The organism is Pseudomonas sp. SF2, from assembly GCF_036858055.1.
Taxonomy (GTDB): Bacteria; Pseudomonadota; Gammaproteobacteria; order Pseudomonadales; family Pseudomonadaceae; genus Aquipseudomonas.
The window spans coordinates 166,285-180,600 of the sequence record NZ_JAMBDI010000004.1 but is presented as its reverse complement, the minus strand read 5'-3'; the positions used below and the strand labels follow the sequence as shown (position 1 = coordinate 180,600).

At 60.1% G+C, this 14,316-nt stretch carries 13 protein-coding genes and 1 pseudogene; 8 read left to right on the top strand and 6 right to left on the bottom strand.

Annotated features, from left to right (window positions below):
- Window positions 1–123: 123 nt before the first annotated feature.
- The 3 genes from M2S36_RS02115 to M2S36_RS02105 all read left to right on the top strand — a co-directional run bounded on the left by M2S36_RS02115 (window position 124) and on the right by M2S36_RS02105 (window position 4,779).
- On the top strand, window positions 124–1,281 hold the full coding sequence (locus M2S36_RS02115; RefSeq protein ID WP_207837072.1) for an iron-containing alcohol dehydrogenase: 1,158 nt from the start codon (window positions 124–126) through the stop codon (window positions 1,279–1,281).
- 45 nt (window positions 1,282–1,326) lie between these two features.
- Window positions 1,327–2,823, top strand: coding sequence for a CoA-acylating methylmalonate-semialdehyde dehydrogenase (locus M2S36_RS02110; protein WP_333956637.1), 1,497 nt, complete (start codon window positions 1,327–1,329; stop codon window positions 2,821–2,823).
- A gap of 318 nt (window positions 2,824–3,141) precedes the next feature.
- The gene (locus tag M2S36_RS02105; RefSeq protein ID WP_207837078.1) at window positions 3,142–4,779 is read left to right on the top strand and encodes a BCCT family transporter; all 1,638 of its coding nucleotides are present in this window, start codon (window positions 3,142–3,144) and stop codon (window positions 4,777–4,779) included.
- Window positions 4,780–5,031: 252 nt separating this feature from the next.
- Here M2S36_RS02105 and M2S36_RS02100 read toward each other — a convergent pair.
- From M2S36_RS02100 to M2S36_RS02090, 3 genes and pseudogenes are all read right to left on the bottom strand, one after another.
- A pseudogene (locus M2S36_RS02100) lies at window positions 5,032–5,163 on the bottom strand (hypothetical protein); the annotation flags it as partial.
- A 34-nt stretch (window positions 5,164–5,197) separates the two neighbouring features.
- Complete coding sequence (locus M2S36_RS02095) at window positions 5,198–6,019, bottom strand: helix-turn-helix domain-containing protein (protein ID WP_207837080.1); 822 nt, start codon at window positions 6,017–6,019, stop codon at window positions 5,198–5,200.
- Window positions 6,020–6,021: 2 nt separating this feature from the next.
- Window positions 6,022–6,270 carry a hypothetical protein gene (locus tag M2S36_RS02090; protein ID WP_333956636.1) on the bottom strand — a complete coding sequence of 83 codons (249 nt, stop codon included), beginning with the start codon at window positions 6,268–6,270 and terminating at the stop codon, window positions 6,022–6,024.
- A gap of 370 nt (window positions 6,271–6,640) precedes the next feature.
- On the opposite strand from M2S36_RS02090, the gene M2S36_RS02085 reads away from it, so the two are divergent.
- Complete coding sequence (locus tag M2S36_RS02085) at window positions 6,641–7,567, top strand: universal stress protein (protein WP_207837082.1); 927 nt, start codon at window positions 6,641–6,643, stop codon at window positions 7,565–7,567.
- 27 nt (window positions 7,568–7,594) lie between these two features.
- Here M2S36_RS02085 and M2S36_RS02080 read toward each other — a convergent pair whose 3' ends face one another.
- Window positions 7,595–8,143: a GNAT family N-acetyltransferase gene (locus M2S36_RS02080; RefSeq protein ID WP_207837083.1), complete on the bottom strand. Its 549-nt coding sequence runs from the start codon at window positions 8,141–8,143 to the stop codon at window positions 7,595–7,597.
- A gap of 186 nt (window positions 8,144–8,329) precedes the next feature.
- Between M2S36_RS02080 and M2S36_RS02075 the strand changes: the two genes are divergently transcribed.
- The 4 genes from M2S36_RS02075 (at window position 8,330) to M2S36_RS02060 (ending at window position 12,045) form a co-directional block, all read left to right on the top strand.
- Window positions 8,330–9,256: a universal stress protein gene (locus M2S36_RS02075; RefSeq protein ID WP_333956634.1), complete on the top strand. Its 927-nt coding sequence runs from the start codon at window positions 8,330–8,332 to the stop codon at window positions 9,254–9,256.
- On the top strand, window positions 9,247–10,614 hold the full coding sequence (locus M2S36_RS02070) for an MBL fold metallo-hydrolase RNA specificity domain-containing protein (protein WP_207837085.1): 1,368 nt from the start codon (window positions 9,247–9,249) through the stop codon (window positions 10,612–10,614). Before M2S36_RS02075 ends, M2S36_RS02070 begins: the two co-directional genes overlap by 10 nt.
- Window positions 10,615–10,669: 55 nt before the next feature.
- Window positions 10,670–11,278 carry a hypothetical protein gene (locus tag M2S36_RS02065; RefSeq protein ID WP_207837214.1) on the top strand — a complete coding sequence of 203 codons (609 nt, stop codon included), beginning with the start codon at window positions 10,670–10,672 and terminating at the stop codon, window positions 11,276–11,278.
- Window positions 11,279–11,340: 62 nt separating this feature from the next.
- A complete protein-coding gene (locus M2S36_RS02060) occupies window positions 11,341–12,045 on the top strand; it encodes a phosphoribosyltransferase (protein ID WP_207837088.1) in 705 nt (234 codons plus the stop codon).
- Between the two features lie 192 nt (window positions 12,046–12,237).
- Here M2S36_RS02060 and M2S36_RS02055 read toward each other — a convergent pair whose 3' ends face one another.
- Both M2S36_RS02055 and M2S36_RS02050 read right to left on the bottom strand, forming a co-directional pair.
- Window positions 12,238–13,605: an erythromycin esterase family protein gene (locus tag M2S36_RS02055; RefSeq protein WP_207837093.1), complete on the bottom strand. Its 1,368-nt coding sequence runs from the start codon at window positions 13,603–13,605 to the stop codon at window positions 12,238–12,240.
- Between the two features lie 94 nt (window positions 13,606–13,699).
- Complete coding sequence (locus M2S36_RS02050; protein ID WP_333956633.1) at window positions 13,700–14,269, bottom strand: GNAT family N-acetyltransferase; 570 nt, start codon at window positions 14,267–14,269, stop codon at window positions 13,700–13,702.
- Window positions 14,270–14,316 lie beyond the last annotated feature (47 nt).

Below are 14,316 nucleotides of genomic sequence, written 5' to 3'. Positions count from 1 at the left end.
GCTGAAGGCAGGTCAGGGGGCAGGCCTTTGAAACGCCCCCTTGCTTGCCGATTGACCGATCAAGCGAACACGAGCCCGAGGCTGCTCGCGGGCGCGTTCATGCCCAGGAAATGAGATAGAGCCATGACTTACAACAGCATCCTCCCACGTATCCTGCAAACCGGTGCCGGTGCCAGCCAGCAGATCCATCAGGTACTGGCCAGCCTCGGCTGCCATAAACCACTCATCATCACTGACCGAATGATGGTTGAGTTAGGTTATGCCGGTCGTATCAGCGCAGTTCTGGCAGAACACGCAATAGAGGTCGACGTATTCTCCGATACCGTCCCCGAGCCTACCGTCGCTTCGATTCAGGCCGGCGTCGCGACCGCCAGGGAAGGGGGCTATGACAGCATCATCGCACTGGGCGGCGGAAGCCCGATCGACAGCGCCAAAGCGATCGGCATCCTGGCCAGGTTCGGCGGAGTCATGCGCGATTACAAGTTCCCGCGCAATGTCACCGAGATGGGCTTGCCGATCATTGCCATTCCAACGACTGCCGGCACTGGCTCCGAAGTCACCCGTTTCACCATCATCACCGATGAGTCGACTGACGAAAAAATGCTGTGCGTCGGCGCAGGCTTCATGCCTGTCGCTGCACTGGTCGACTACGAGCTCACGCTCTCGTTGCCGCCCCGCGTGACGGCGGACACCGGTATCGATGCGCTGACGCATGCCATCGAGGCTTACGTCAGCAAGAAAGCGAATCTGTTCAGTGATGCCCAGGCGCTGGCCGCCATGCGCCTTATCGGGCCAAACCTTCGCAAGGTCTACCACGACGGGGCGGACCGTGCCGCGCGGGAGGCTGTGATGCTGGGATCGACCCTGGCGGGCCTGGCGTTCTCGGCGGCTTCTGTTGCCCTGGTGCATGGCATGAGCCGCCCAATTGGCGCCGCATTCCATGTGCCTCATGGTTTGTCGAACGCCATGCTGCTCCCCGAAGTGACGGCATTCTCGATCCCTGCTGCCCGTGACCGGTATGCCGATTGCGCGCGTGCAATGGGCGTCGCCACTGAAAGCGATACGGACCAATCCGCCGTGGAAAAACTGCTGGAAGAGTTGGTGGCTATCAACGAGGAACTGAATGTGCCCACCCCTGCGCAATTCGGAATCGACCGCGAGAAATTCTTCGAGCTGATGCCAACCATGGCCGCCCAGGCGCTGGCTTCCGGCTCACCTGGCAATAACCCGCGTGTGCCGACCGAGGCAGAGATGGTCGAGCTTTACCGCAGCCTTTGGTAATCCGGCACCAACGCATTATCTGAATAACAAAAAGTGGAGATTCACATGAATACTGTCGGTCATCTGATCAACGGCGAAGTCGTTTTCGAATCCAGGCGCACCCAGGATGTTTTCAATCCCGCTACCGGCCAGGTGGCACGCCAAGTCGCCTTGGCATCCAGCCAAACGGTAGAGCACGCCATCGCGACTGCTGAAGCTGCTTTCCCGGCCTGGCGTGATACGCCGCCGATCAAGCGGGCCCGCATCATGTTCCGTTTCAAAGAGCTGCTGGAGCAGAACGCAGATGCGATCTGCAAACTCATTGGTGAAGAACACGGGAAAATTTCCCATGATGCTGCAGGCGAGCTGCAGCGTGGCATCGAGAACGTCGAGTACGCCTGTGGGATCGCCGAGCTTCTCAAAGGCGAACACAGCAAGAATGTTGGCCCGAACATCGATGCCTGGAGCGAATTCCAGCCGTTGGGCGTGGTTGCAGGCATCACGCCATTCAACTTCCCTGTGATGGTACCGCTGTGGATGATCCCTGTGGCCATTGCAGCGGGGAACTGCTTCATTCTCAAGCCTTCCGAACGCGACCCAAGCTCCACGCTGTTCATTGCGCAACTGCTGCACGAAGCCGGTCTGCCCAAGGGCGTGCTGAACGTGGTGAACGGGGACAAGGAGGCGGTCGACATCCTGCTGCACGACTCGCGCATTCAGGCGGTCAGCTTCGTGGGTTCGACGCCGGTTGCCGAGTACATCTACGCCACCGCCACCGCCCACGGCAAACGCTGCCAGGCACTGGGTGGGGCCAAGAACCACGCCATCGTCATGCCAGACGCCGATATCGACAATGCGGTCAACCAGCTGCTGGGGGCTGCATTCGGCTCGTCCGGTGAGCGCTGCATGGCGCTGTCGGTCGCCATTGCGGTGGGTGACGCGGCAGCCGATGCCTTGATCGGCAAGATGAAAGAAGCCATGAAAAACCTGAAGGTGGGCGCTTACACCGACAGCAAGAACGACTTCGGCCCGCTGATCACCCGGCAGCATCAGCAAAAAGTGGTTGGCTACATCAATAGTGCTGAACAGCAGGGGGCAACCGTGGTTGTCGACGGGCGTGAGCCAAACGTTGCTGGCTACGAGGAAGGTTTCTTCGTCGGTGGCACGCTGATCGATCACGTTACCCCAGACATGCAGAGCTACAAGGAAGAGATCTTCGGGCCGGTTCTGCAGGTCGTACGTGTCAACAGCATGCAGGAAGCAATGGCGCTGATCGACAAACACGAGTACGGCAATGGTACGTGCATCTTCACCCGGGACGGCGAAGCAGCACGCTATTTCTCCGACAACATCAAGGTGGGCATGGTTGGCATCAACGTTCCTTTGCCAGTGCCCGTCGCCTACCACAGCTTCGGCGGCTGGAAGCGCTCGCTGTTCGGTGATTTGCATGCATACGGGCCGGATGGCGTGAGGTTCTACACCCGACGCAAGACAGTCACCCAGCGCTGGCCATCGTCAGGTGTCCGGGAGGGCGTTGAGTTCTCCATGCCGACGATGAAGTAAGGATTGGACAAGGTGAGTGCCTGACTGCCGCCAGGCACCCATCTTTTTGTGGCAATGAGTTCCGCTCGCAGTCGTGCCGAATACCGGTGGTGTCAGTTGCGAATTGAGGTTTACCTGGTTGTGCCGCTGAAATAATAATTAAATACAATTCGAGGCGAATATGAATAATAAGCACAATATATGTTCGGGAAAGGCAAGCGGTCTTTCATTTCTCCATGGAACTAGATCTGTTTGAGCAGGGGTTTTAATTCGTGCTTGACATATTTGTATTCAACAGAGTCCTGGTGTTGAATCGAACGTTCTGAGGAGATATGCCAAATGAGTAAGTCAAAAGATGGTGCCTCGTTGGATGGTCGCGTATTTTGGCCATCGATTGCGGTGATACTTGGTGTCACGATTCCGCTTATTGTGTTTCCCGAGGCGGGGAGTGCGGTAATAAACCAGATGTTCGCGTTTGCGACCGGGAAGTTTGGCTGGCTCTACCTGGTTTCCGGCTTGATGACTGTCGTATTCCTGCTGTGGATGGCGTTCGGGCGTTACGGCAATATTCGCCTTGGACGAAAGAGTGACGTTCCGGAGTTTTCCTATTTCAGCTGGGTCGCCATGATTTTTTGCGGTGGTATCGGCATAGCCATTGTTAACTGGGCCTGGGTAGAGCCAATTTATTATTTTAATACCCCCCCTTTGAATGTGGCTGCTCACAGTCGTGAGGCGGCAGAGTGGGCGTTGACGTATGGGCAGTTCCACTGGGGGCTGACCCCGTGGGCATTCTACTGCTTGCCGGCGTTACCCATTGCCTACTCGATGTATGTTCGTCGACAGCCTGGTGTGAGATTGTCGGTGGCCGCGCGTGGTGTCTTGGGCGACAAGTCGAACGGTTGGATGGGTATTACGCTTGATACAGTGGTGGTTTTCGGTATTGTTGGCGGCGTGGGCACGTCCCTTGGTTTGGCTGTGCCCCTGGTCTCGACCTTGGCCAGCGACATCTTTGGAATACAGCAGTCCTTTGTATTTGACATGTGCGTTTTGGCACTCTGGACATTGATGTTCGGCATGAGTGTCTGGTTTGGGCTGAGTAAGGGGATAAAGATACTCAGCGATATCAATGTCTATTTGGCTTTTGCGCTTCTTTTGTTCGCTGCGGTTGTTGGCCCCACCTTGTTGCTCATCAATGGTTGGGCCAACAGCCTGGGCCTGATGGTCAATAATTTCATCCACATGAGTCTGTGGACGGACCCTGTTGCAAAAGGTACGTTCCCTCAGGACTGGACGATTTTCTATTGGGCCTGGTGGATTGCCTATGCACCCATGATGGGATTGTTTGTTGCTCGTATTTCTCGAGGTCGGACAATCAAGGAACTCATCTTGGCGGAGCTGGTGTGGGGCAGCCTGGGTTGCTGGGTGTTCTTCGCTGTCTGGGGCGGCTACTCGCTTAATCTGCAGCTGACAGGCGAGCTGGATGTCAGTGCTATTCTGTCAGCACAGGGTATTCCGGCGGCAGTACTCGCCATCTTGAAAACCATGCCGTTTTCAAGTCTCGTTATTGGCGCTTTCGTTCTTCTTTGCTTTGTATTCCTGGCAACGACGCTTGATTCGGCAGCTTATGTGCTTGCGTCAGTTACATCCAATGAGCTGAGCGGTTATGAAGAACCTCAGCGCTGGCTGCGGATTGTATGGGCGCTGTTACTGGCGGTCATTGGCATCGGGCTTCTCAAGGTCGGCGGGCTGAAAGCTGTTCAGACTTCTACCATTGTCGTCGCGCTGCCTTTGATACCTGTGCTCGGTGTGCTGACCTGGTCTTTGCTTCGCATGATTCGTGCAGACCTTGAACATGAACTAGGATCCAGGGAAATTGTTTTGGAAGACGCGGTCGCGCTTGGCAAAACGCCCGAGATTGATGCGCTTCCGGCTGTGGAGGTTGATTTCTGCGCGACGTATCCTGAGCCTGGGCGTTAAAGCCGCCATCCAAGGTGCTACTTGCAAAAAAACCTAGGGTTTCCTAGGTTTTTTTTGCTTTTTTGTTCGGCAGGGTATCGTCGAGCGTCTGTTGAGTCGGTTGATATATCGATGATCATTTATGTCCTGTTATGGCGCGCGCCGTAGAGTCATAAGGAAAACGCACCCTCAGAGATGTTTTTTATTGCGCGATGCTGGCGAGGTTCGACAGTACAGCGGCGGCGGCCAAGGGCCTCACGGCTGTGACTTGCCAACCAGCACAGGCCCGGCCAGCAACAGGCTGACGTAGCCCGGCAGGGTGGTGATGGCGAAGGTCCTCAGGCCGGCGGCGGCATGATCTTCGTTGCGGTCTTTCTTGCGCTCGCGCTCGAGCCCCACCAGCATGCCGATGCTCAGCGCGACGGCACCATGGCTGACTTCACCGTGTCGAGCATGGCGCCTTCGGAGTGTCCTTGGGGCTGACTTCCGCGCCGCCTTGCTCGAGGGCTATCAAGGCTGGCAGATCGAGTATCTCGACGAGTCTGCCACGCATGCTGACGATGCCCAGCGCGCGCAAGCGGGCGACCGAGCGACACACGGTTTCCAGGCGCAAGCCCAGGTACGAAGCCATGTCTTCCCGGGACATGCGCAGCATGAAGCCGTGGGCAGAATAACCGCGGCTGACGAAGCGCCGTGACAACCCGACCAGGAAGCTTGCCAGGCGCTGTTCGGCGGTGAGATTGCACAGCATCAGCACCCGCTCATGCTCGCGCACGATTTCTCGGCTCATCAAACGGTTCAGGCTTTGCTGCAGGACGGGAAAGTCCCGCGCCAATGCCTGCAGCCGGCGATAGGGGACAGGGCACACCTCGCTGTCTTCCAGGGCAATGGCATCGCATACGTGATGCTCGGTGGCGATGGCGTCGAGCCCAAGTACATCGCCCGGCATCCAGAAATTGATCACCACGCCCTGGCCTTCGGCGCTGTTCAGGCTGGTCTTGAAGCTGCCGCAGCGCACGGCATAAAGCGTCGTCAGCGGATCGTTGGCGTTGAACAGTGCGGCGCCTTTGCGAATACGCATGCGCGGGCCGATCAGTGCGCCCAGGCAACTGTTGTCATGCACGGGCAGACCGGTGGGCAGGCACAGCCCGCTGACACGGCACTCTGTGCACAGGGTTGTTAGCGGTTTCAGGTGAATCGGGGTTGCCGGGTTCGACGCTGCAGGTTGGTCGAGCAAGGTCACCTTCAGTAGGCCAGTCATTTTCAGGCCTCCTTCGCGCATCGGAGATCTGCCTGGGCTGCCATCCCTGCATGGGCTTTGCCAACGCTGCCCATACCTGGGCGTGGTGACCAGTCGGCCAGCATGTCCCGCGAGTGGGGCGCGTTGAGGCGCGCATTCAACCGGTCGACAAAGGCTTGCGCTTCGGCGGACGTATTGAAGCTCACCCGGCAGTCGTCCATGCGGACCCACCAGCGGTTCTGCTGAGGAACATTTTCGACGTAGATGTTCATGGAAGCCTCCAAAAGCATGCATGAGCAAACCAACTGCAAATCCATGCGAAACGAAGGCATCCCTGCCGGCAACAGGGGTGTTCAGGGCGTGATGGCCATTTTCATCACGCTATCGCGCTGGTTGGCGAACGACCATAGGTGACTTCGATGGTTTTCATGAGCGCCATGGCACGCCTCCGGGGCATTCGATGATTGTTGTTGGTGTAGGGCCAGATTGCGCCGTTAACGGCCAGAAGCTTTGACCAGCATCAAATTTCCGCGCAGCGGGCGTTGCCGTTTGTCCGCCCAGTGGTTCAGTTGATAAACATCAAATCCGTCAGGTGCGGGTGATGGATGATCCAGGAACACTTCCCAACCGCTGAGGTGTGCCATGGACAACCCGCAAAGACTCCTGCTGATCGCCTCGCCCCTGATGCGGCGCACCCCGGCCTACGACCGTGCGGCTGCGCTGGCCAAGGCCAAGGGCATGGCCCTGCATATCGTTGCTTTCGACTATCTCGAAGGCCTTGCCACGGCGGGCATGGTCAACGACCAGGCGCTGGCTGTGATGCGTGAAGGTTATGTACAGCAACACCGTGCATGGCTGGAAACCCAAGCGCTTTCGATGCGCCGTAACGGGGTCACGGTCACCACCGAAGTGGTATGGGTGCAGCATCCGCTGGACGAGATCCTCGTCCACCTGCGCGAGCAGCCGTTCGCCATGCTGATCAAGGCCTTCGAGCATGAACCCTGGTGGGCGCGGGCGATGTTCACCTCGCTTGACATTCAGTTGCTGCGGGAAACCCGCATCCCCCTGCACCTGGTGCATCAGGCCAGCCACGCGCTGCCGCGCAAGATTCTGGCTGCCGTGGACCTGTCCCGCCCCGAGGACCAGTTTGAGGGGTTCAACGACCAGATCATCAGTGAAGCGCTGAAACTGGCACTACAGTGCAACGCTCAGATCGAACTGCTATATGCCTACGACCTCGGGTCCATGTACCTGGACTCAGGTGGCAGCCGCGAGCATTCGTTTCTGTTCGACTCCAACCTCGCCCAGACACTGCACGAGGCGCAAAGCGAGGCATTCCAGGCACTGGCCGAACGTAACGGTATCGCCGCCGAACACCGCCACCTGAGGCTGGGAGACCCGGCCAAGGTGCTGGCGCTGTTCATGGAGAACAATGATATCGATGTGCTGGTCATGGGCAGTTACCACCATCACGGCATTGGCTGGTTCATCGGCAGCACGGCGGAGCGGGTATTGCATCGATTGTCCAGCAGCGTGCTGGTGATTTCACCGGAGCATTCCAGAGGCTAGGCTGCAAGGCCCGAAAGGGCCTTGTTTTCAGGCGCGAAGGTCAAGTTCGTGAATGATTTCGCTGACATCGCCACCCAGGTAGCGTGAGCTGAACCCCAGTCCCTTGGTCAGCCGGTGCATGGCGTAGTTGTTCGCCAGGTCCCTGGAGATCATGCAGTGAAAGCCATTGCGCTTCGCGGCCGCGATCAGGTGCTGCATCAGCAGCCGGCCCAACCCCTTGCGTTGCCATTCTTCGTGTACGGCTATGGCGCATTCGCAGAGCCGGCTGCCGGGAACACTGGCATACCGACTGACCCCGATCTGCCGCAACTGGCCATCTGCATGGACCAGGGCAACGTAGGCTTCGCTCTGGTGATGATCCACAGGCATATGCTGCGCATCCAGGCTCGGAAGGCCGCCACTGAGGCCGGCGATGAAGCGGAAACGCCGTGCCTCGTAGGCGATCGTGCCGAGAAAGCGGCGGTCCCTTTCGCGGTCTTTCTCATCCAGCGGGCGGATCAGTACGGCAGAGCCGTCCGAAAGCTTTTCGATCCAATGCTCGCACGCGTCTGGCTGTTCAGTCTGCTGCCTGTTCATGTCGCCTCCCGGTCACCTGGTCGATGCTTGCTGCAGTGGTTGTACCGTGCTGGGCGGCGCCGGTTCTGACAATCGTCAAGTTCAGGCTCGACGGTGGTTTTTCTGATCTGCATCAAGCGCGAAGCGACCCGTCTTCGGACAATCGCCTACATCATCACGCCAGCCGCGCAAGCCCGGAGGTTCACCATGGGTCAATATCGACAACTGTTGGTGCTGCTCACCGAGGTCGATCCGCATTCGGCCGCACTGCGCAGGGCCCTGGCCCTGGCGCATGTCAGTGGTGCCAGTGTGCATGTGCTGGGCTTGTTCGAACCGACGCAGGAGCACCTGCTGCGCGAAGAGCGATTGAACGAGGCAGATATCCAGCGCCAGTTCGATCACTACCGTGTGCGGCTGGCGGGGTTGGTCGAGCGTCACCGTGGCGGCAGCATCGCCTTGACGGTCGACAGCCTGCAGGCGGACGACATCCGCAGCCAGGCCATCGACTACATCAGCGAACTGCAGCCCGATATGGTCATCAAGGACAGCGAAGCGACGCCAGCCATGGTGCGACTGTTCCGCACGCCTCTGGATTGCGCCTTGATGCGGGGTTTGAAGGGTGTCACGCATTTCGTGCCGGCGGCCGCGGTGTCGCTGTCCAAGCGCGTGCTGGTCGCCGTCGACACTTCTTTCAGCGAAACACCCGACGTCCAGGCGTCCTTCAACCGTGGGCTGATCCGTGCTGCGCAGGCGCTGGCGCTGCAATGCGATGCGCAGTTGCACCTGCTCTCGGCCTACAACCTGGCAGGCGTGTTCGCCTCGGACATGAACGTCACCCAGGCGTGGATCGATGAGATGCGCAGTGCCTTGAAGGAACCGTTCGACACCTTGGCGGACGCCGAGGGGGTCGCGGCGGATCGCCGCCACTTCATGGAAGGTGGCCCCGTGCATGTGATTCGCGAGCAGGTCGCTGCGCTGGACATCGACACGGTGGTCATGGGGGTCGTGCAACCCAAGGGCCTGGACAAGCTACTGGGCGACACTACCGAGCGCATCATCAGCCGTCCACCGTGCAGCGTCCTGGCGTTTCACCCGCAAGCGCTCGAAGCCCTGGAGCCCTGGCCATGCAACTGACATTTCTTGGTGGTACCGGGACCGTGACTGGCAGCAAGTTCCTGCTGACTCGCGACAGCAGCCGCGTGCTGATCGACTGCGGGCTGTTTCAAGGCTACAAGCAACTGCGCCTGCGCAACTGGGAACCGTTGTCGGCGGCGCTGAGCGCGCTCGATGCCGTGGTACTGACCCATGCCCATCTCGACCACAGCGGTTATCTTCCGGTGCTCGCGCGGGAGGGCTATACCGGGCCTATCTACGCAACCCCGGCCACTTGTGCCTTGGCCGAGATCCTGTTACTCGACAGTGCCCGGCTGCAGGAGGAGCAGGCCGAGCATGCCAACCGGCATGGCTACTCCAGGCATTCGCCGGCACGCCCGCTTTACACCGAACAGGATGCAAAGCGCGCCTTGGCACTGTTGCGCCCTGTGGCGTTGCATCAACCGATCATGGTCGCGCAGGGCATGGAGCTGCTGCTGCGTACGGCTGGACACATACTCGGCGCGGCGACGGTGCAGATCAAGGCCGATGGTCAGACCTTGGTCTTTTCCGGCGACCTGGGACGGCCACAAGACCCGATCATGCGTGCACCGGAACTGATCAGGACGGCAGATGTGCTGCTGGTGGAGTCCACCTATGGCGACCGCCAGCATCCAACCGAATCGACCGAGCAATTCCTGGCCCAGGTCATCAACCAGACCCTCCTGCGTCATGGCATCACCTTGGTGCCGTCGTTCGCCGTTGGCCGTGCCCAATTGCTGATGTACTACCTGTACAAGCTCAAGCGCGATGGCCTGATACCTGATATCCCGGTCTACCTCAACAGCCCGATGGCCACCGACGCAACCGTCCTGTACCAGCAGTTCAGGAGCGAGCATCGGTTGACACCGGAGGAATGCGCCGCAATGTGCAGGGGCACGCATATCATCCGCACGGTAGATGAATCCCGGCGTCTGGATCAGCTGCGTGAACCTGCGGTCATCATCGCCGCCAGTGGCATGGCGACCGGTGGGCGCGTTCTGCACCATCTCAAGGCGTTGGCACCCAACCCGCGCAACAGCATTCTGTTCTCTGGTTTTCAGGCCGGTGGTACGCGCGGCGCCGATATCGTAGCTGGCGCGCACAGTGTGCGCCTGCACGGTGAAGACGTGCCTATCCGGGCCCAGGTGCATGCGATGGATAATCTCTCTGCGCACGCCGATGCCGACGAGATCATGGAGTGGTTGCGCGGTTTCGCCCGCCCGCCACGCCAGACCTATGTCATCCATGGTGAGCCGCACGCCGCCGACACGTTGCGGCGGCGGATCAGCATCGAGCTCGGTTGGCAGGTGTACGTACCCGAGTACCACGAAACGGTTGCTATTGACCCAGTGCGCTAGCCTGGGCCGGGAGGCTGTCATGGATACACAAGCAAGGGCGAAACTGCGGGCCTGGATGCATCGGCCACGAGGTAGCCTGGGGGTGATCGTGGCAATCTTCGCATTGCTCGTCGTGGTAGCTGCCTACCGGTCGTTGAGCCCGAACTGGCGCCTGCCGATGCAACATCCACTTATGCTGCTGGCCTTGCTCGCCTTGTGCGTGGCGTTGGGGTGGGTGGTGCAGCGTGGCGTGAAACGCACGGTAGGCAAGACCATATTCAATGGCCAGGCCACGGGCTGGCAGGCTCGGCTTGCCTTCCTGCGCTCGGTCACCCAGGAGTCGAACGTGCTCTTGAGCATGTTGCTGCTCCTGGCGTTGCTCGCTGGCGGCACGCTTTGGCTGGCGGGGCGCTCGGTGGACCGTATCGTGGAGAATTGCACAGACAGCCTGCAGGCCCGGGTGAACACCCCTGAGGATGAAAAGCTCACGGCATTGGTCGGCAAGCCGGTGTGTACCTGCCTGGCGCAAACGTTTCTGGATCGCAATGGGGTAATACGCCTGGCCTTGTTGGAAACGCCGATGCGGGAAGTGAGCGCATACAAGGGGTTGACGGCAGACGACGAAAAGCGCTGCCTCGAGCAGTTCGACCTGCTGCCTGAAGGGGCCCGGGCGACGGTGCCTTGAATGGTAGTAGTGCTTGCCAGTAGCTGAAACGACAGGCGCCCGTCGCGGCGCGGGAGGTTTGCATGTCGCATGATCTTGCTCGTCGCACCCTGTACCCCGACCGTGCTGAAGCCGGTCGCTGCCTGGTGGCGTTGTTGAGCCGATATGCCGGACGGTCTGATGTGATCGTGCTCGCCTTGCCACGAGGCGGCGTGCCGGTGGCTTACGAGGTCGCTACCGCCCTCAAGGTTCGCCTGGACCTGCTGGTAGTGCGCAAGCTTGGAATACCATCGCACCCTGAATATGCCATGGGTGCGATCGCCGGGGGTGGGGTGAAGATTCTCAACGACGATGCGCTGCGGGCTTATCCGGTCGATCGCACCTTGCTGGAAAGCGTGGTTGTCAGGGAAACCCAGGAACTGATACGTCGCGAGCGCACCTATCGAGGTACCCGACCACCGCTTCGGCTCAAGGACCAGACCGTAATACTGGTTGATGATGGCCTGGCAACCGGAGCCTCGATGATGGCGGCCATTCAGGCGACACGGGCGTTGTCGCCTGTGCGTATCGTGGTCGCGGTGCCAGTCGCGCCACCGGAAACGCTGGAGGCCATGTGGGGCGAAGTGGACGAGGTGGTCTGCCCGCTGGTGCCTGAGCGGATGGTTTCGGTCGGCTACTGGTACCAGGACTTTCCCCAGACTTCGGACGAAGAAGTCATCGCGCTTATGGACAAGGCCGGGTTCGCGGAGTCCTCCAGGGTGCGTGCCGGGGAGGCTGAAGATGACTGAGGTGCAGCTGCGTTCGATGAAATGGCCGGGCGTAGAATGCTGGCCGACCTACGGTTACCTACCGACACCCGTGCCTTGGTCATTTTTGCCCATGGCAGCGGCCGGCTGAGCGGCAGAAGCCAGTATGTGGTGGACATGCTCGCCAGTCGCGGCCCCCAAGCCTCTTCCCCCTGAGGCTTGCAGGCCGGATATTCAGACGCCGAACGGATAGGTTTCGTCTTCCGGCTCGAGATGCTGTTGTTTCGGCAGAGGCAGGGCGTTGACCGGCTGGGTCTGTTCGATCCAGAGCATGGCATCGAATTGCTCGGCCAGCACTGCTTCGAAGTAATGGCTCAGCCGTTCGCTCTCCGGTCGGTAGATGACGCCGATCGCGCGCTCGAGCAGTGGCATGGACAAGATGCGACGCAACTCCTTGCGCTGTGGGTCTCGCCAGTCGGTCAAGGAAGCCGGTACGCCTGCCAGGCGGAACTGGTGCTCCCAGCTGTCCGACCGCGAAGGGCGGATGTCCTTGATCAGCATGTCGCCATCCCAGTCACTGGCGGCGGCCACTTGACCGCGATCAGTGGCCATGCCGATCAGCACGGCCTCCCGGCCAAAGGCGTTGCGGCACAGCTGACCGATGTTGAACTGGCCTTTCCAGCCCATTTCCGTGGCATCTGCGTTGCCGATGTGGGAGTTGTGTGCCCAGACCACGGCTTTGGCGTGTGGCCCGCGATGTTCCAGCAGTGCGCGCAGGGTATCGAACATATGCCGGTCGCGCAGGTTCCAGGAGGCAGTCGAGCCTCGGTAGATCGCGCGGTAATATTGCTCCGCAGCGATGATCACCCGTGCGTTCTGGGTGGCATTGAAGAACGCTTCATCGTTGCGGATCAGGCCCGACAGTTGTTCGGCCAGCATCACATTCAGCTGTTCAACCACAGGCTGCTCGCACGGCATGACGCCACCGCGTTCGACGAAGTGGCCGTACAGGGCCGGGTCATCCTGCCAGGGCGTCAGGCAACCATAACGGCGGCGCGCTTCGCGAGCCAGGTGCGGATCTGCCCGGTCCAGAAAGGCCAGCACTTCATGAATGGAGTTGCGCAGGCTGTAGACGTCCAGGCCTCTAAACTCGACGCGGCGCTCGACGGCCAGCAGGCGATTGTGTCCATGCAGCCAGTGGGAGAATGCCTTGACCTCGCTGTTGCGCCACATCCAGGTTGGGAAACGGCTGAAAATATGGCGCTTCCATGCCGAATGGGCCAAGCCCCGCACGTACTGGTCGACGTGTCCGGCATCCGGCCAGTCGGCTTCGACGGCCACGATGTTGAATCCGTGTTGTTCGATCAGACGCCGGGTAATTGCTGCACGGGCGCGATAGAACTCGCTGGTGCCATGGCTTGCCTCGCCCAGCATCACTACACGGGCGTCGGCGTAGCGGTCGAACAGCGCAGCGAATGCGGGGGAGTTCAGGTCGGGCAAGGGTTCGGCGAATTGATGCAGCAGGGGGGCGATCTCAGCGCTGTCGACCTGGCATTGCTTGCCGTAGAGCTTTTCCATCAGTTTCCGCGAGTTACTGTTCATGGATACCCTCCTCGTGCGGATATGGCCGGAGGTCGTGAGGCTTGAAGCGGCGGGGCAGCACGGTGGCTGCCCCAGGCGCTGGCGCAACGGCGCTTCAGGTCAGGTTGAGGCGATGGATGACCTGGGCCGGATCATCCGGATCGGTGCTGGTGGTGAATCCTGCCGCCTTGGCCAGGTCGCGCATCGCCAGGTTGGCGGCTGAGTCGATCGAGTGCATCTGCCGCAGGCCCTTTGCCCGGGCATGATCGGTCAGGTGCTTGAGCAGCAGGCGGCCCAGGCCATGGTGCTGCCAGCTGTCGAGCACCGTCACGGCGCATTCGCATTCATCCTTGCCGGCAATGGCGGCATAACGCGATATGCCCACCTCCTGCAGCTCGCCGTCCACATGGGCGAGGGCGACATAGGCGGCTTGTCGGTCCTGGTCGACCGCCATCAACTGGTCGAGCATCGCCTCACCGGGCTCCTTGATCTGGCACAGGAAGCGAAAATGCCGCGACTGCGGTGACAGCCGTTCGATGAAGGCCCTCTCGCGCTCCCGGTCCTTGGCTTGCAGCGGCCTGATCAGTACATGGGTGCCATTGTCGAGGGCTTCGATCCAATGTTCGCCCGCGGGCTTGGGAAACGAGGGCGCGGTATATTGACGGGAAGTATCAGCAGGAGCCATGGCAGTATCCTCGTGTGATGGAGATGGGGCGGTTGGACGCTTGAATG